The sequence below is a fragment of the Paludibacter sp. genome (genome assembly GCF_009712605.1).
Lineage (GTDB): Bacteria > Bacteroidota > Bacteroidia > Bacteroidales > Paludibacteraceae > Microbacter.
Map to the genome: position 1 here is coordinate 72,355 of NZ_WASO01000008.1, position 17,482 is coordinate 89,836.

General features: G+C 37.3%; 16 protein-coding genes. 1 reads left to right on the top strand and 15 read right to left on the bottom strand.

All coding sequences use genetic code 11. The features are described 5' to 3' along the window. Positions 1-5 precede the first annotated feature (5 nt). From F8N35_RS06595 to F8N35_RS06660, 14 genes are all read right to left on the bottom strand, one after another. Positions 6-1,391 carry a restriction endonuclease subunit S gene (locus tag F8N35_RS06595; protein ID WP_293050625.1) on the bottom strand — a complete coding sequence of 462 codons (1,386 nt, stop codon included), beginning with the start codon at positions 1,389-1,391 and terminating at the stop codon, positions 6-8. Beyond that, entirely contained in the window at positions 1,381-3,639 is a 2,259-nt protein-coding gene (locus F8N35_RS06600; protein ID WP_293050626.1) for an N-6 DNA methylase, read from the bottom strand. The genes F8N35_RS06595 and F8N35_RS06600 overlap by 11 nt, the downstream gene beginning before the upstream one ends. 962 nt (positions 3,640-4,601) lie before the next feature. Continuing rightward, positions 4,602-5,222, bottom strand: coding sequence for a BfmA/BtgA family mobilization protein (locus F8N35_RS06605; protein ID WP_293050627.1), 621 nt, complete (start codon positions 5,220-5,222; stop codon positions 4,602-4,604). A 461-nt stretch (positions 5,223-5,683) separates the two neighbouring features. After that, a complete protein-coding gene (locus F8N35_RS06610; RefSeq protein WP_293050628.1) occupies positions 5,684-6,340 on the bottom strand; it encodes a Lin1244/Lin1753 domain-containing protein in 657 nt (218 codons plus the stop codon). Between the two features lie 9 nt (positions 6,341-6,349). Further along, a complete protein-coding gene (locus tag F8N35_RS06615; RefSeq protein ID WP_293050629.1) occupies positions 6,350-6,679 on the bottom strand; it encodes a helix-turn-helix domain-containing protein in 330 nt (109 codons plus the stop codon). A 116-nt stretch (positions 6,680-6,795) separates the two neighbouring features. Further along, positions 6,796-7,725 (bottom strand): hypothetical protein, encoded by a 930-nt coding sequence (locus F8N35_RS06620; protein WP_293050630.1) that lies wholly within the window; start codon positions 7,723-7,725, stop codon positions 6,796-6,798. 6 nt (positions 7,726-7,731) lie between these two features. Then, complete coding sequence (locus tag F8N35_RS06625) at positions 7,732-8,997, bottom strand: site-specific integrase (RefSeq protein ID WP_293050631.1); 1,266 nt, start codon at positions 8,995-8,997, stop codon at positions 7,732-7,734. A gap of 9 nt (positions 8,998-9,006) precedes the next feature. Next, entirely contained in the window at positions 9,007-9,540 is a 534-nt protein-coding gene (locus tag F8N35_RS06630) for a helix-turn-helix domain-containing protein (protein ID WP_293050632.1), read from the bottom strand. A gap of 218 nt (positions 9,541-9,758) precedes the next feature. Then, the gene (gene dnaK / locus F8N35_RS06635; protein WP_293050633.1) at positions 9,759-11,678 is read right to left on the bottom strand and encodes a molecular chaperone DnaK; all 1,920 of its coding nucleotides are present in this window, start codon (positions 11,676-11,678) and stop codon (positions 9,759-9,761) included. 347 nt (positions 11,679-12,025) lie between these two features. Continuing rightward, complete coding sequence (locus F8N35_RS06640; protein ID WP_293050634.1) at positions 12,026-12,463, bottom strand: hypothetical protein; 438 nt, start codon at positions 12,461-12,463, stop codon at positions 12,026-12,028. 5 nt (positions 12,464-12,468) lie between these two features. After that, positions 12,469-12,801 carry a hypothetical protein gene (locus tag F8N35_RS06645; RefSeq protein WP_293050635.1) on the bottom strand — a complete coding sequence of 111 codons (333 nt, stop codon included), beginning with the start codon at positions 12,799-12,801 and terminating at the stop codon, positions 12,469-12,471. A gap of 44 nt (positions 12,802-12,845) precedes the next feature. Continuing rightward, a complete protein-coding gene (locus F8N35_RS06650; protein WP_293050636.1) occupies positions 12,846-13,397 on the bottom strand; it encodes an RNA polymerase sigma factor in 552 nt (183 codons plus the stop codon). Beyond that, complete coding sequence (locus F8N35_RS06655; protein ID WP_293050637.1) at positions 13,394-14,290, bottom strand: phosphatase PAP2 family protein; 897 nt, start codon at positions 14,288-14,290, stop codon at positions 13,394-13,396. The genes F8N35_RS06650 and F8N35_RS06655 overlap by 4 nt, the downstream gene beginning before the upstream one ends. Before the next feature lie 61 nt (positions 14,291-14,351). Next, positions 14,352-15,467 carry a hypothetical protein gene (locus F8N35_RS06660; protein ID WP_293050638.1) on the bottom strand — a complete coding sequence of 372 codons (1,116 nt, stop codon included), beginning with the start codon at positions 15,465-15,467 and terminating at the stop codon, positions 14,352-14,354. Between the two features lie 247 nt (positions 15,468-15,714). Between F8N35_RS06660 and F8N35_RS06665 the strand changes: the two genes are divergently transcribed. Continuing rightward, a complete protein-coding gene (locus tag F8N35_RS06665; protein ID WP_293050639.1) occupies positions 15,715-16,842 on the top strand; it encodes an AI-2E family transporter in 1,128 nt (375 codons plus the stop codon). Here F8N35_RS06665 and F8N35_RS06670 read toward each other — a convergent pair. Further along, positions 16,796-17,473: a porin family protein gene (locus F8N35_RS06670; RefSeq protein ID WP_293050640.1), complete on the bottom strand. Its 678-nt coding sequence runs from the start codon at positions 17,471-17,473 to the stop codon at positions 16,796-16,798. The two genes, F8N35_RS06665 and F8N35_RS06670, sit on opposite strands and share 47 nt — an antisense overlap. Between the last annotated feature and the right edge of the window lie 9 nt (positions 17,474-17,482).

Here is a 17,482-nt window from a genome sequence, read left to right on the forward strand (position 1 = left end):
TCGAATTAATTGTATCCAAATATTTCTTTTTCAAATTCTTCCAGAGCTAACATAATATTAATATTCGCTTCAGATTTTAAATTTATGATTAGCCCTCTATCTCCTTTAATTTTTTCAACAATCTCTTCTTGAAATTGCAAAGATTCTGGCACAGGCATAATGATTCTATTTAGATTTCCTACACCTAATTCAGTTTGTTTAGTTGCTTGTGCAGATTTTAAATCATTTACCTGACTTTGCCCAAATGAACTATTGAAAAGCTCCACAAATAATTCAGGATTCATTATGTTTGAGTCTATTCGTAGCAATAACATATGACTATCATATAATAACCCCTGATACTCATTTTTGATATAAGTTGCTCGTCCAATTGTACCTTCGCCGGTAGAATTAATTAAAATATCTCCTTCCTTAGTAAAAAAAGACTCATCTATAGATGAGAACCATTTGTCATCTACATTCTTTGCAAAAGAGACATCTAATAAATTCCATCGATTACATTTTTGATTTAGAATAAAGACGGGTGATTCATTCTTATAAACAGGACTTTTACCTCGGAATACTTCTATGGCAAGCTTAACAACAGGAAAGTTTTTGAATTCCGATCTATTACTTTTTCCAATACTTTTGATTTTATCAAAACCCCATTCTGTTATATCGTTGAAAGAATAAAATTGAAGCCCTTTGATTTTAGTAGATTTCCTATTTTTTTCTATGCCTAATTTCTCAAATAAGTATTCTTCTATCCCTATCTCCAATTCTTCCGCCTTTGTCTCCAATTCTTTCGCTCTATCAATTTTCTCATTATAAGCATTTACAATGCGTTCTTGGTCTGCAAGTGAAGGAAGTGGAATTTTTTGCTTTAGGAAAAGATCTACATCCATCCTTTGCCGATTGGTTGTACCACTACTGCAACTCTGTGCAAAGTCAATAAAGGCGTTTGTCGTTGTAATCAGAACCAAAAACTCCGGTAATATTTTTGATTTATCAACATCAAAAAGAGGAAAATCATTAGTAACTACAGCCCCATCTAAACCGTCAGAAATTAACCCAAAGGCTCCGTTTCTTGCATCAATTTTTGAAAGTATAAATTGGCCTCCCTTAGCAATAAATTGTTTTTTTGTACCAATATCAATTCCTTTTATAGTTTTAGTATCTCTTTCTTCAACTCCACCATTTCTTATCTTTATGCGGATTCTTCTATAAATTGTATTATCTTCTATATCAACAACATTCCTGCTTTTTTTCAAAAAATCACCAATAGGTACTAAAATGAACTTCTTATTGTATGCAACCTTTTTGTCTAGCAAGCTTTGAACACTCCAAGTCTCCAATTGACTAATAGTAATTAGAGTCAAATATGTTTTTACATCATTCATCTTACTTCCCATAAAATTTCTGAGGTTCACCCACATTACCATTCACAACGGGGATACGGTAAATATGATTTTCGGGGGTAACGTCGTAGATTACGGTTTCGAACTTATTTTGCCATAGCTTTTTCCCTTCTGCATACCCCCGAAATTCTACGGCAAGTGGTTTCAGTTCATTTTCTATTTCAGCTCCGGTACTGCTGATGCCTGCTTTCTCTACTTCAGCTATCGGTATTTCGTAATCGAAATCACGCTTTATCTGTGCCTTAATTTCAGCTGCGATTTTCTCTTCTATTTGTTTCAATTCGGCTTTCAGTGCTTTTTTATCGTTTACAGATGCCGTTTTATCTTTGAGCTTTTCCTCAATAGTGTGAAGCTGTTCTGCATAGTTTGATTTAATTTCTTTATCGGCTTTTCTGCTTATTTTCTTCCAGTTGGTAGCTTCTTCCTCCGTAAATTTCTTAAAGAAAAGCAAACTTGGTTTTACCGTCGCTCCGCTGGCAATAAATACATCCTGAGGAATAGATGTAATCAGCAATATTTTTGCCTTGCTTTCCACATAATCGCGCACTTTTTGCAGATTGGAGTTATTCAATACCCCTTCGGGCAATACAATGCCCATACGTCCACCGGGCTTTAGCAATCGTAAACAGCGTTCGATAAAAAGCACTTCTGTCAATCCGCTCATCTTACCCACATCAAAAAGGTCAATCAACGGTTTTCCTATATTGTCGTTTACCTGCTTCAAGGCTTTATCGTATGCTTCGCCATAGCGTTCGCGATATTTCGCGATACGCGCAGCATCGGTATATTTATCAGCTTCTGTAATCTTCAGGCTTTTCTCCACCCGCGCTCCGAAAGGAGGATTAGTTAGAATCACATCAAAACGGTTTTCAAAAATTCCGTTCACATTGAGTAAACCGTCATTATGGTGTACTCCTCCATGCCCGTCACCGTGCATAATCATATTCATTTTGGCGGTGCGACTCATCCGGGGGTTAGCATCAGTCCCGAAGATACAGTCATACGAAAGAGTACGTAATCGGCTTTTATTGTTATTAATATCCAATTCGTAGTTCAACTTATTGAACAGGTCGGTTACTTTTTCGTCGATCTCCGCTCTCTTTTTCTCGGGCATTGATTCATACGATTCCGTATAAAAATCGGTCTTTATTTTGTCTTTTGCTCGATGTATCTCTTCCTCAATTTTTGACCGCACATATTCGAACGCTTTAATCAAAAATCCACCGCTACCACAGCAAGGATCACAGATAGTTTCACCCTCCTGCGGATCAAGAATATCCACCATAAAATCCACAATGGTACGGGGAGTAAAAAACTGACCCAATTCACCACGAAATGTTTTACCAAGGAACTGTTCAAAGGCAATCCCTTTCACATCGTCCGACGTAGTAGAGAGGTTATAAATCTCCAACTCTTTTACAATAGCCTCGAAGCTGTTTTCCCGAATCCGTATGATTTCATTGGGTTCAAACAGATCATCATCTTTGAAATCCTCTTTGGTTTGTTCAAATAAGAATTGATAAAACTCTGCCCCATCTTTTGGCCGGTATTTATTATAGCTCTCCTTAGCTTTCTTAAACTCCTCGCTTGAAAAGATTTGAGCTCCCGTATTCTGGCGCTCGTAGCGTATCTTAATGAAGAGAATCTTGCTGATTTCATCAAAGGAAGCTTCAGGTGATAGTTTATCGTTATTGCGGATAATATTATGACATTTGAACAACAGCTTTGAGAATTCATCACGGGTAAAGGCTTTGGTTTGTTTCAACAATTCATCCACCTTTTTGCTGTTATTGACTACATCCGCTTTCGGAATATCAATAATTTCATCCAGGCGCTTAGGAATCTCACCTTTAATAACCCTGAAAATACGGGTTTCTTTAAGGTTAGTGGTAACAAAAAAATCGGCTCCCGCCCATGATGCATAATTATACCCCTGAAAGTAATCTTCTTCTCGGATTGTAATATGTTCAGCCTTGCATTCTACTACAATAATGGGACTTTTGCTTTCGGCTTTCTCAATTGCATTCCGCCATACCACAATATCGGCGCGTGCACTTCCTTGTCCTCGTTGGGAGTTGCTGACCTGTATTTCCTGATCCATCTGATCGAGAGAAAATCCGTAATAATTCACCAAACGACAAATATAGGTTTGGCGAACTCTTTCTTCGGGTTTCTCCACTAACCATTTATCTTTCAATGGAGCAAATATTTTACTATCCTTACTTAGTACCTCTAATGGCATATTATGTGACTTATTATATTGAGTATTAACAATTACAAAGCTACAAATTAGACTTGAAATAATTAATATTTAGTTATTTTTTTAGATGTTTATTTCATAAACATCTAAAGTTTTATATTTCAGTAATTCACGGATGTGTAGTAGCGCGATTATTTTCAAAAAACGAATTATCTTTGTGTTGTAAAAAGGCTCGGATAGTTCTAAATCGATATAGGAAAGCTCACTCTCGGAAGTTTGGATTCTTGATGTATAATCTAAAAAATAAATAATTATGGAAGCAATTGTCTTTTATGGCACTCTAATTGTTTTGTCTTTTATCGGGATAGCTTATATTCTGATCCACGACAGAAAGAGAAAGTCCAAGCATGAAAAATAAACCACTATGGACAATTTTCGCCGCTTTTGGTATTTATTTATTACGCTAAAAGGAAGAACGTGGTTCAAATAGCTTGATTGAACCTGCATAAAATTCAAAATTACAACTATTGCATATTAATCAGAATGTGCCCGAAGACTGTTTCGATGAAAATCAAATCATATTTCCTTGCCAACTCTATTATCCAAAAGTGCTTTAATCGCTTTAATGGACAATTCCTTTGCTTATAAAGCGGGATTGGTTGCTAAATTAATAGCCGTCTTTCCCTATGTCATAGTGTTTTGGACTTTATAATACAAATGTCTCTCTATGGAGAAGTGCCCTTGTTCTATATTGGAGATAAGTTTGTTTTTTGCTTTACTTGTAATACTGTGAGCGTCTTAACTAGAAGAGAGCGAGTTTTTATGGGCACAAACTACTCTCTTCTAGTTACAATCAAACAATTCAAAACACATCATTAATTTGACTACCATTTATCAAACCGGATAGAATTATTTTCCAAATACAACAGATACAAGTGTTTACTCTTCAGATATAAGTATCTATAGAATCTTCCGTTTCCGGTCAATATTCTATCTTGTATGTTTTACCGTTGTTTATTCTTATCAAGAAGTTCTTCAAGCATTTTAGTTACAACAATCATATCGCCTTTCTCAATCATATACAGGCTTCTATCAAACATGGCAGGCTTAGAAATATCCTGAATTTTTGATTTAATTTCTTTTATCAAAGAGGTACTATATGCTGAATCTGAATTACTTGCTTTTAGCTTATACATCTCTTTTTCTTTTCTTTCAGTTTCTAAAAGATGATTCATTTGATCTAATTGTTGCTGCAAGGTTTCATTAATAGTGATAATTTTTTGAAGCTCCTCCACTGTAATCAAATCTGTTGTTTCCGATGGCTCCTCTTCTAACCTTTCGATAACAGTCGTGCCAAAAATATGCTCAAATAAACGGTCAGTTTTATCCTCAATTTTCATTATCCTCCCTTTCTCTATTGCCCGAATAAGCTTTAAAACATCTTCAAACCGCTTAAGAATCTTATCGGTTCTGTCTACAATTTTATCACGCGGATTAATCCCTGTAACTGAAAAGTAAGCCAACATTGAAGAGATGTAATCATCAATTGTTATACGTTTACGAGACAGGTCAAGGAGCGCCTTTGTTTCTCTAGAAACCTTAACAGTAACATCACTTTGTGTCATAATAAATAGTTTATTAGTAATAATATTAGTAATACGCAATAATCTATAACTGAATGTTATACATCTAAATATTACGCAATCGTTACTCATTAATGCGTAATTACGAATATAGATTCTATTAATATACTGTCATTTAAAAAATAAAAGAATCACTTTCTCCTCCCTCTTCTTGCTTATACATTCACACTCATTTTGATCCCATTTTCTACTCTATTCATATTTTTGCTTTTGTGGTGAATAACAATGTAAATATGAGCAAAAAGACAAGGACGAAGAAATAAAAAAAACTACCCGAGGAACGAAGGCGGAGATTTTTGTTTTAGAGTGCATTTTACCCTTTATCTTGTGAGAAGATGGATTAATTTCGCATCTACGATTGCAAGAAAAACACAATTACCTATAAAGGCTTTCTGTTCTTCTGTACATTTTCTTTTCATTGTAATAATTCCCGGCTTAAAGGGCTAAGATTTCAATCTTGAAAGAATGAACTTCACCGGCAATCTGATTTGTTGATTATTTTGATCTATAGTAGAAAACAGACCCCAAATCGGATTTCCTATTTCCCCATAGTTCGAAAGTCTATATACTTCCTGTATTTCAGCCGGTGAAGCTCTAAATTGAAATAATCGACGATTAAGTGCAGATAGATTTCTTTCAACGTTATCATCTGGAGGAATTTCAATTATTCCACATCCTTCTACAGAAGAAGTTGTATTTTCTTTATTTTCCTTTTCTTTAATAGCATTACGGTCAGTCTTTGATTGAAATACGTCCGTATTGCCATTGTTCTTCCAACGAAATGCGACCGATTTACGAGCCTTTTCTGATTTCTCCTTACACATTCCTATACGTTTCAATACGGTATTCGACCAAAATTTAACACCGTCATTTTCAAACAACAAACTATCATAAATTAGATACTTTATAAGATCGTTCGACGTTCGTAATTCATATGAAATACGTTCGTATTCATCTAATTTCAGATAGCCTCCTTCTTCGTATAGAGACTCTATAATACACCAATATGCGCCAACTATTTCCAGACCATATTTCATTGTTGCAGCAACAAGTTTTTTATCGTGCCTTGCGTGATAATCATGAGAAAAGTAGTAGTTCATGATCAATGACTATTTATTTTTTCGTGCATTAGTAGATTCAATCATCAATTCACTGATAGTCTTCCTCTTACCTAACATTAAATATTCATCAATTTCACTCTGTAAAAACCGAAGTCTCTTTCCGCTTTTGTGGCAAGGAATCCGACGGGAACAGACCCAACCATAAATGGTAGCTTTTGCTGGGTGATCAGGCAAATATTCCTGTAATTCATCAATATTAAGCCATCTATCTTCATGTTTTACGACTTTTTCTTGTTGCTCTAATTTACTTTTAAGTGCTCGCACTTCTGCAATAAGAGTACCTACTGCATTAGGTAATTGATCGAAAGTGATTTCCATATTCTTATTTTGTAAGACCATTAGATTTGTTCTTCAATAAAAAAACAAATCGCAAAACACACTATGTGAATTGCGATGACAAAGAAACATGCATATACGAGTTGTTATTTAGCATGCTAACTCATGCTTATTAAATCCAATAATTGCTTCTCATATTTCTTCGTATAAGTCTCACTCTGATTATCAATAGAAGCTCCTCCTATCGAAAAATCAACAATCACCTCACTCAAAATATTGGCTAGATTCTTACGATTCAAACCTCTCCTCAAAATCCCCCGATTCTTCAAATATCTAAACCATTGAGCAATGCAACCTCTTTCCGTATTTTCATTCCCTATATATATATAGCGAGTCCCCTCTTTTTTTAGTAGTGGAGGTGTGCATAATGTCAATACATCAACATACGTTTCCCAATCATTAACAGCAAATATTTCAGACAAAGCAATGACATTTTCATTACTCACTTCATTTGCAGACAGCTGAACACCTCCGACACTCTTTAAAGATAGTTGTTCAGAATACTTTGATAGTAAGATATCTGAAAAGTCGCTAATTCTCCATATGTTCGGAAGAATAATGACACTCTTCAAAGCATACGGTGATAGTAAATCTTCTGTTTTAGTATGTATATTGAAGACTGATAATAGTTTTTCTGTTATAGATTCCGATTCTATAATCTTTTTTATTAGCAACCTAAAGGCATCAAGTTTTTTCTGATCTTCATCGCCAATACGATTATTCTTGTTATTGCTATACAACCATCGAAAACTTTCTTGATACAAATACTCTAAATAATTAGAGACAGTACAGTCTACTAAATTATACGTCTCCTCCAAGGTAATACTATTTCTAATGGCTTTATAAGCCTGTATACGCAGTGAATAATTGGAGAACTTCTTAACATCTCTAATCATCAGTTTTAATGGATACTCGGAAAAGTTATCCGTTTTACACTGTATATAGTTTAATTGATCAATATCAGCTATTTCTGTTACAAGTAGCTCATTCAGAAATTCAAACAAAGGTAATTCTGTGTACGTCATCATATTTATCTATAATATCCTATCTGTATTCATTTTTAATTTTATGATATTTACTGCCTTTTGCTTCTTTTCATCGACCACTTTTGCATAAATCTGTGTGGTTTTCACATTTGTATGTCCTAACATTTTGGATACTGTATAAATATCAGTTCCTCCGGCTAATTGCAATGTAGCATAAGTATGGCGAAAGCAATGAAATGTGATTTTTCGTGTAATCCCCGCTGATTCAATCCAACGTTTTAGTGGAACCGAAATCCATGAAGGATCTGGTAAATCCTCAAAAACAGGCTGATCTGGTTTTCGAGGATCTCCACATAAAGAATAGGCCTGTTCTGAAATTGGCATGTATTCGACTCCCTTTGTCTTTTGCTGGGTAAAATTTAGTCTATAATTATCTCCATTCTTTTGAATCTCTGCCCATTTCAATTTCTGTATATCACAATGTCGCAAGCCAGTTAAAGCAGAAAAGAGAGCTGCTCGTTTTAGTATAGGACGATCACAAGGCGTTTCTGCCAGCAAATTTAATTCCTCTACAGTGAGATGTTCCCTACGACTTTCCTGTTCCTGAATTCCTTTTATCTTAGCTGATATGTCAACAGAAAAATAACCATCAATAAATGCCTGTTTTAATCCTGCTTTAAATATGCTAAAATAAGTAGCGGCTGTATTACGAGATACTATACCTTCCTTGTTTCCGCCACATGGAGCTGAAAGCATAAAATAGCGAATTTCTTCAGCCTTCCCCATGTTAATTTGGGAAAACAAAAGCGGTTTTCCTCCGGTAAAGATTTTTAGCAGTTCGACTACCCTATTCCAATTCACAAGAATTGAATCGGAACTATTCCTATGTTTGCTGATTGTTACGTTTTGCAAGTATGTTATAAAATCCGTTTGTTGTAATTGCTGCATTTCTTCTAACTCAGCCTCCTTTTCCGTGTATAAATCTGCATTGTCATATTCCTTTTGCCGGAGCATACGTACACCATCTGCATAAATACATGCCTCCTGATCCAAATTACTTTTACATTGAATAATCCCATTGAGATCTCTTTTAGGTTTGAACGTCGACGTTCCATCCGACAGCGTTCTGGCCGTACGAGTTTTGTCCCACACCGGAGTCGTTATTATTCTGTTTAGAGTTTCAATGATTCGCTGTGGTTTATCACTACCATTTGTAAACACAGGATAACTCTCAAGAATCAAATACCACTCTTTACGATATTCTGATTTACGTAATTTGACGGTACATTTGGTTTTGGCAAGCTTCTTTTTCATCAATCTAATTTATTTGCGAGAGAATATTCGGTCTATTTCTACTTTTGGCACATAAACAAATCTACCTATTTGCTTCTTAGGAATACTATACTTACGAATTGTCTTATTTACAGTAGAATCTGAGACTTCAAATTTCTTTGAAATTTCACCTATTGTATAACATTCTTCCTTGTCATAATTGAGCTTTGTAGTTACAGGTTTCAGATTTACAGTTTCCATCTTTGGAAACATTGACTCCAAATGATCTCTGTTTATTCGTGTCAAACGAACGCCCATATTTATTGCAGAAATCCTCCCTGACCTAATTAACCGATGAATAGTATCTTTTGAGAGGTTAAACAGGACACATGCCTCTCGAACAGAAATGTACAATCTATCTCTTGGTATAGACGATATAAATTTCTGTCTGATTACTTCTGCTTCTCTCTCTTTTGCAAGTTTCCGTGCAGCTGCATTTCCACATTTGTGAGAACAATATCGGGTAATTATCGTTTTAGCCAAAAATGGGGTTCCACAAATTTCACACACTTTTGGAATTTTCATCTTACTATATCCCATTTGAAAATCTGATATTTATAAAATTTAAGACCAAATAAGGCGCACATTATCTTTTACTAAGACGCGTAACAAATATGTAGCAAATATAAGCAAAATATCCATAAAATTCAATACACAAATCAAAAGTTTAAAAACAAAAAACCGCCATAAACAAATAGTTTATAGCGGTTTAATTATTAATATTTATCGTTATTTATAGCTGATCATTTCACTTCTTCGTAGTCAACATCCGTTACGTTGTCTTTTCCGTCATTGGAAGAAGCGCCTTCGTTCGGTTGTTGGTATTGTTGTTGCTGTGCTCCCTGAGCACCTTGTGCACCGGCCTGAGCATTGTACATCTCCTGGCTTGCTGCATGGAATACTGTTTCCAGTTCTTTGGTTGCGGTATCAATAGCTGCCAAATCCTGAGCTTTATGAGCTTCTTTCAACTTAGCAAGTGCTGCTTCGATCGGAGCTTTTTTGTCTGCCGGTAATTTATCGCCAAACTCAGATAATTGTTTTTCTGTCTGGAAAATCAAAGAGTCTGCATGGTTCATTTTCTCGATGCGTTCTTTTTCTTTAGCATCTGCTTCTGCGTTGGCAGCAGCTTCGTCTTTCATACGTTTGATTTCAGCATCGGTCAATCCGCTTGATGCTTCAATACGAATGCTCTGTTCCTTGCCTGTTGCTTTATCTTTGGCAGAAACCTTCAGAATACCGTTAGCATCGATATCGAAAGAGACTTCAATCTGAGGAACCCCACGAGGAGCAGAAGGAATACCATCAAGGTGGAATACACCGATCTGCTTGTTATCGCGTGCCATCGGACGTTCGCCCTGTAATACGTTGATCTGCACTGAAGGCTGATTATCAGCTGCTGTACTGAACACTTCCGATTTCTTGGTCGGGATAGTAGTATTGGCTTCGATCAGTTTTGTCATTACGCCTCCGTAGGTTTCAATACCCAGTGAAAGCGGAGTTACGTCGAGCAAAAGAACGTCTTTTACATCCCCTGTCAACACAGCACCCTGAATTGCAGCACCAACAGCTACCACTTCGTCAGGATTTACACCTTTGGAAGGAGCCTTACCGAAGAATTTTTCCACAATTGTCTGGATAGCCGGGATACGGGTAGAACCACCAACAAGGATTACTTCGTCAATGTCAGAAGCGCTCAAACCAGCATCAGAAAGAGCTTTACGGCAGGGTTCAACGGTTGCCTGAATCAAGGTGTCGGCCAACTGTTCGAATTTAGCACGGGTCAGCGTTTTTACCAAGTGTTTTGGAATACCGTTAACCGGCATGATATACGGCAGGTTGATTTCTGTAGATGTTGAGCTTGACAGTTCGATTTTTGCTTTTTCAGCAGCCTCTTTCAAACGTTGCAAAGCCATCGGATCCTGACGGAGATCAATACCTTCATCATTGATGAATTCCTGAGCCAGCCAATCAATAATCACGTGGTCGAAGTCGTCACCACCCAGGTGAGTGTCACCGTTGGTTGATTTTACTTCAAACACACCGTCACCCAATTCAAGGATAGAGATATCGAAAGTACCGCCACCAAGGTCGAATACAGCGATCTTCATGTCCTTGTGAGTTTTGTCCAAACCGTAAGCCAAGGAAGCAGCTGTCGGTTCATTCACAATACGACGCACATTCAAACCTGCAATTTCGCCGGCTTCTTTGGTAGCCTGACGTTGAGATTCGCTAAAGTAAGCGGGAACGGTAATAACCGCATCTGTCACTTCCTGTCCGAGGTAGTCTTCAGCTGTTTTCTTCATTTTTTGAAGAACCATTGCTGAAATTTCCTGCGGAGTATAAAGACGACCATCAATGTCAACACGTGGCGTATTGTTGTCTCCTTTGGCCACTTCATATGGCACACGGGCAATCTCTTTTTGAACCTGATCGTATGTTTCTCCCATGAAACGTTTGATGGAGAAGATCGTTTTTTTAGGATTTGTGATAGCCTGACGTTTTGCAGGATCTCCTACTTTACGTTCTCCACCTTCAATAAATGCAACAATAGAAGGGGTTGTACGTTTTCCTTCGCTGTTTGCAATTACGACAGGTTCGTTACCTTCCATAACGGCCACACATGAATTTGTGGTACCTAAGTCAATTCCAATAATTTTTCCCATAGTTGTCTGTAATATATATGTTTTGTATTAATTTTTTTCGTGTCTGTTAGTGTCGATTGACGTTTTCCTAAAAGCAAACCTTATGCCAAGAAGCCGATTTTAGCATTAAAAAGACTCACAAAACAACTATTAAACATTGATTACATGACACTTACATCAAAACGCCATAACATAACACTTTCTACAACCATGCAATACCTTTTTGGGTCCGCGGGTTATTTTGACAGCAAACAGAAAATTTCCTCCTTTTTTTTGACAAAAGATATGACAAAACGACAGACATGCATACAAAAAAAAGACCATCCGCAAGGACAGTCTTTTCAATATTTTGAATAGTATACTATATTTTACTTATGCTTGGCTTCGTTGGCTTTTCGCTTTATTTCTTCCAAAACCTTTTCTTTGAAATCACGTTCTGCAATATAATATCGGAACAATTTTTCCGGTGGAAGAATTTTCTTAAATTGTTCATGATAAGTTCTTGCCAGTTTAGCTCGCGTAACTTCGCTGTAGATATACAAATCGTTTAATTTGGCAAAATCAGTATTTCCATCCTTTTTGGTCAATCTCCACTGGTCTCGTTGTTTGCTGATTTCCCATCTTTTTTGTTCCAGCTCGTTATAAAGCGGCCAAAATGCTTTTTCTTCATCATCTGTCATGTTGACCCGCTGTTTGATAAAAGCAATTTTCTTGGCTCGTAGCTCTTCTAATTGCGGATTACGTTGCTGTCCAAACAATACAGTTGAAGCAAAGACAACAATAGCACATAAAATTAATCTTCTCATAGCTTTTACTTATTAGAAGTTTGTCCTTCTGCATCAGCATTACACAAATAATTAGCCAAACTGGATTCATCCATCTGACTTAATATGTATGATTCTTCAACACTATGCTGCTGAGCAACAGTTTTGGACGCCATTTCTACCGGCATCAGTAATTTAGCGCCAATTAATACCCCTGACAATGTCGCTGCAATAGCGATCCAGGATTTTGTCTTTTTATACCATGCCAAACTTGGCATTGATGTTTGGGTCATCGAAGCCATCTTTGAAGCAAAATCCTCAAAATATCCATCTGGCACCGTGAATGGATTTCTTTTGTCAAAGTTGGAATTCATATTCATCTTCTTTAGTTTTTTGTATTTAGACTGATCGTCTTCGTAATAGTTTAAATTTCGCTTAATAAATATGCCTCTATTTTTTTAACGGCATGGTGGTACGAAGCTTTTAATGCTCCTACCGATGTACCTAAGATCTCTTCCATTTCTTCGTATTTGAGATCATCAAAATATTTCATATTGAATACCAGGCGCTGTTTATCGGGCAATGTCATAATAGCTTTCTGAAATTTCAATTGCGCCTCATCTCCTGAAAAATATGGATCTGCTTCCAGATTTTGCGCCATTGAACTCTCAATATCATCCGTTGAGTAGCTATTCTTATTTCTTTGACTGTTTAAAAACGTAATGGTTTCATTTACGGCAATACGAAATAACCAGGTCGAAATCTTAGACTCTCCTCTAAAGCTATCGAGAGCACTCCATGCCTTCATAAAAGTAGTCTGCATAACATCATTGGCATCGTCATGGTTCAACACCATTTTACGGATATGCCAATAAATAGGCTGCTGATACTCCTGAACAATTCGTCCAAAAGCAGCACTACGGTGCTTTGGACTATTGAGTTTGGCTAACCATTCGGCTTCGTTAAATCCATTCATAAAGCTCGAGTCGAGGGTTGTAAACGACGGTTAAGTCTGTGCCACAGCCATACACTATAGAAGTAAAACGGAAATGCCAGTGCAGCTCCGGTTATTACATCAATAACATAATGCGCTTTTATATAGACAGTTGAAAGAGCCAATAATATTGAAAACGGCAATATCCAGTAAAATAATTTACGGGCATGATACCAGAATAGAATCATATATGTCACCATCAGTCCTATATGCGAACTGGGAATTGCCCCCGTAGGACGTTCTCCTTCAGACTGCAGCCACATCAGCAACCCTCGCATTGGTCCATAGTTCGGAATGGCAGCCGATGGATGAGAGCAAATGTAGAACTGAGGCCCTTCCGCAGGGAAAAATATGTAAAACATATAAAACAACAGGAATGAACTCAATAAAACAAAGGAGGCAAAGAACGCTTTTTCTGTTTTAACCTTGAGAAAATAGAGATGAACAAAAGCTAGTGCCAGATAAAAAGACATGTATGCAAAATTCATCAATTCATTAAACCATGCTGCCGGAGCCCACACTTCAGAAAAAAGTGTACTGGGCTGACATCCGCACACCCATTGATCGGCGGCTATCAAAAACTTATCTATATCTTTAAAAAACAGTTGATTATAATAATATGTTTCCGGATACCAATAAGTAATAAGCACGATAGGAGCCAACTGCCTGAAATAGGTAAGAAACTGCCATCCGCTCACCCGGTGAAGTAGCATCACACCCACACATCCTGCCATAATTGTTCCTCGCATCATCAACAAATGCACCCAGGTTGTTTCTCGCACCGATGAAGGAAAAAGTAAAATGAAAAGACCGGTAGTAATGATCCAGATAAATGTAATTATTTCAATAGGGTATATCGGTAAATAGCGTTTCATTGACAGTCAGACAAAATTAAATTCAGTTTGGCTTTAGGTTATTTATTTCAAATTGTATCGGTCAGTCTTTAATAAAACAACGAGTTCTGAAATACGGTTCTTTTTCATAGTTATCCCAGATTCCTACCGCATTAATATTCGTTTCGAGCTGTCCGGTTGAAATGGCATATTTTACATTGTGTTTCCTGTATTGCTCATTCAATGCCACATAGTAAAGAGAATGGATTCCTTTTTTTTGCCAGTCAGGATGTACTCCATTAAAATACAAATCCACAGTATCGTATTTTCTAAGCGCTTTCAGTATATGAAAGAATCCGAAAGGAAAAATTCGGCCCTTCGCTTTTTGAAATGCCTTGGAGAGAGATGGAAAGCTAATTCCAAACCCAACTATATTGCTGCTTTCGTCCAGCAGAAAACATAAAAGCTCCGGTCGCGCAAACCCCAGATAAGCTTTAATGTAAAACTCAATCTGACGGTCAGACAATTCGGCAAATCCGTAAAGATCTTTGAATGCAGCATTCAATGTTTCAAAAAACTGGGGTGCATAGCGCTTGATTTCCTTTTTATTTTTAGGAATCACCACTTCCACCTTATATTTTTGCATTATCAATTCATTGATACGCTTCACTTTATCAGGAATTTCCTGCGCAGCATTAAATTTATACTGCACCCAATCCACCGACTTCCTGAAACCAAGGTGTTCAATATGTTTAGGAAAATATGGAAAATTGCAAGCCGTCGTGATACTCGGTTCATTATCAAAACCTTCCACCTGCATTCCTTCCTGATCAAGATCGGAAAAACCTAAAGGACCATGAATCCCCTTCATGCCTTTTGAAGCTCCCCAGGCTTCAGCGGCATCCAACAATGCCTTCGACACCTCCGGATCATCAATAAAAGCTACCCACCCAAACCGTGTTAGCTTTTCATCCCATCGAACATTTGCTTTGTGGTTAATGATCGCTGCAATTCTCCCAACGACTTCGTTATCCTGATATGCTAAAAAATAGGCTGCTTCACAATGATCGAAAGCCGGATTCTTCCTGCTGTCCAGCGTATTCCACTCGTCCATAATCAGAGGTGGAACCCAATTTTTATTGTTTTTATAAAGTTCGAAAGGAAACATGATAAATTGCTTCAGTTCCTTCCGATTAGCTACTTCCTTTATCGTTATCATAGATTATCGACGGCCTCTTTTTATAAAACTGCCCCTTCAGGCAATGAAAAATCAGGCAAATATACGCATTTTTCATTGCCCTATAATGTTATTTTTAAGCAAAAATTATGCGAAAGCATTTTGAAGAATGCCTTTTAGGCAACAATAGCAAAGTGCTCGAGTTATTTTCAGCAAAATATTTTGAAAGCTTTGTGAAAAGCTATAACTTGCAACAAATTTCGATTTTTGTATTTTTAAGTTGCAATATATGTCCGCACATGTAAGCCGTCCGTTTACCTTCGACAGAGTTGTCAGATTAATAATTGGCCTCATAATTCTGGTTTCGCTCTATTTTCTGGTCAATTATCTCAGTAGTGTTTTACTCCCTTTTCTGCTGGGCTGGCTCATCGCCTACATGATGAATCCGATGGTGAACTTTTTTCAGTTCAAACTAAAATTACATTATCGCTCGTTGGCTATTTTTGTATCCTTTGTGACTCTTATCGGAATTGCTTTCGTTTGTGTTTTACTGCTCATCGATCCGGTTTCGTCTGAAGTTTCAAGGGCAAGTCAGCTTATATCACAATACCTCATAAACCCTAAAACTCATCAGTTCCAACTCTCGTTTTTACCGGCTGAATGGCAGCAATACGTAGTTGATCATTTTTCGTACAAAGAGTTGCAGAACTTAATGAACAGCTCTTCATTCCAGGAAGTGATAAGCAAGGTTCAACCCCATTTTATGAGCTTCCTGTCCAGCACTCTTCAATTTATTCTGGGCTTATTTATCGGCTTTGTGATTTTATTGTATGTGATTTTCATTCTGCTCGATTACGAAAAGATAACCAACGGATGGAGAAGCGCAATTCCCTCCAAATACCGCCCTTTCTTTGAAGGATTGGTAGACGATTTGATGATGGGAATGAACCGTTATTTCAGAGGACAGGCTTTTGTGGCAGGAATGGTAGGAATAATGTGTGCAGTTGGTTTTTCCATTATCGGGCTACCACTGGCAATCGTCATGGGCCTGTTTATCGGCTTACTCAACATGGTGCCTTACCTGCAATGGTTCGGTTATATTCCGGTTACCTTTCTGATGTGGATTCGATCTGTGGAAACCGGACAAAGTTTCCCCATGCTGTTTTTGGAATTGGCAATTGTGGTTGCGATTGTACAAATAGTACAGGATCTTTTTCTGATTCCTAAAATAATGGGAAAAATGACGGGCCTGAAACCGGCTCTCATTTTACTTTCACTGTCGATCTGGGGAGCACTATTAGGAATTGTAGGTATGATTATCGCCCTTCCGCTCACCACGCTGATTATATCATACTACAAGCGTTACGTTCTTAATGTTGACGAGCCGGAAAGTGAAGAAACACCCCCAGTGTTATAGACACAAATTTATTACCTGAACTCCCGAAGGTATCTTTTTTTGAATTGGGAAAAATATCACTCAGACCAAAAGAATAACGACCTTCTAAGGTGTAACTGGTAGAACCGGCACAAAGTTCGAAGCCGGTACCGACACAAAATCCATAGTCGAATTTATTGGCAATCGGCATTGTGTATTCTTCGTGAGACGAAGAAGCTACTGCATTTTGAGAGCTTTCGGACAGCAGATAACCAATTTTAGGACCAAAATTGAGCATCCACCGGAATTTATTGCCAAGGTAAAAATGGGTAAGCACCGGCATTTCAAAATAATTGAGCCTGCGTTGAAAAGTTCCTGCTGTTGCCTGCTCTTTCCATCCGCGCTGAGAATAATTCAGCTCCACCTGCAATCCGAAACATTTTTCCGAAACATAGTTGGCTGCAATACCGCCATAATACCCCATAAGTTGCTGCTGAACAACTGCCGGATAAAAATTGATACTAGAAAAACTAACCCCATGAGAAGTGCCAAAACTAAAATAGGGATGAAAGTCGGACGATTGAGCTTTGCAAAAGATTGACAATCCGGCAAAACAGGCAATTACAGCAAACCGTTGAATGGTCTTGGCTATCTGAATTCTGAATATTTTCACGCTTAATTT

What these genes read in the sequence shown, in the direction of transcription:
- F8N35_RS06620 (WP_293050630.1), bottom strand. Translation starts at nt 7,725, where the DNA reads ATGATGACGTACACAGAATTACCTTTGTTTGAATTTCTGAATGAGCTA.
- F8N35_RS06655 (WP_293050637.1), bottom strand. Translation starts at nt 14,290, where the DNA reads ATGAAACGCTATTTACCGATATACCCTATTGAAATAATTACATTTATC.
- F8N35_RS06625 (WP_293050631.1), bottom strand. Translation starts at nt 8,997, where the DNA reads ATGAAAAAGAAGCTTGCCAAAACCAAATGTACCGTCAAATTACGTAAA.
- F8N35_RS06640 (WP_293050634.1), bottom strand. Translation starts at nt 12,463, where the DNA reads ATGAGAAGATTAATTTTATGTGCTATTGTTGTCTTTGCTTCAACTGTA.
- F8N35_RS06600 (WP_293050626.1), bottom strand. Translation starts at nt 3,639, where the DNA reads ATGCCATTAGAGGTACTAAGTAAGGATAGTAAAATATTTGCTCCATTG.
- F8N35_RS06650 (WP_293050636.1), bottom strand. Translation starts at nt 13,397, where the DNA reads ATGAATGGATTTAACGAAGCCGAATGGTTAGCCAAACTCAATAGTCCA.
- F8N35_RS06630 (WP_293050632.1), bottom strand. Translation starts at nt 9,540, where the DNA reads ATGAAAATTCCAAAAGTGTGTGAAATTTGTGGAACCCCATTTTTGGCT.
- dnaK (WP_293050633.1), bottom strand. Translation starts at nt 11,678, where the DNA reads ATGGGAAAAATTATTGGAATTGACTTAGGTACCACAAATTCATGTGTG.
- F8N35_RS06660 (WP_293050638.1), bottom strand. Translation starts at nt 15,467, where the DNA reads ATGATAACGATAAAGGAAGTAGCTAATCGGAAGGAACTGAAGCAATTT.
- F8N35_RS06665 (WP_293050639.1), top strand. Translation starts at nt 15,715, where the DNA reads ATGTCCGCACATGTAAGCCGTCCGTTTACCTTCGACAGAGTTGTCAGA.
- F8N35_RS06595 (WP_293050625.1), bottom strand. Translation starts at nt 1,391, where the DNA reads ATGGGAAGTAAGATGAATGATGTAAAAACATATTTGACTCTAATTACT.
- F8N35_RS06645 (WP_293050635.1), bottom strand. Translation starts at nt 12,801, where the DNA reads ATGAATATGAATTCCAACTTTGACAAAAGAAATCCATTCACGGTGCCA.
- F8N35_RS06605 (WP_293050627.1), bottom strand. Translation starts at nt 5,222, where the DNA reads ATGACACAAAGTGATGTTACTGTTAAGGTTTCTAGAGAAACAAAGGCG.
- F8N35_RS06610 (WP_293050628.1), bottom strand. Translation starts at nt 6,340, where the DNA reads ATGAACTACTACTTTTCTCATGATTATCACGCAAGGCACGATAAAAAA.
- F8N35_RS06615 (WP_293050629.1), bottom strand. Translation starts at nt 6,679, where the DNA reads ATGGAAATCACTTTCGATCAATTACCTAATGCAGTAGGTACTCTTATT.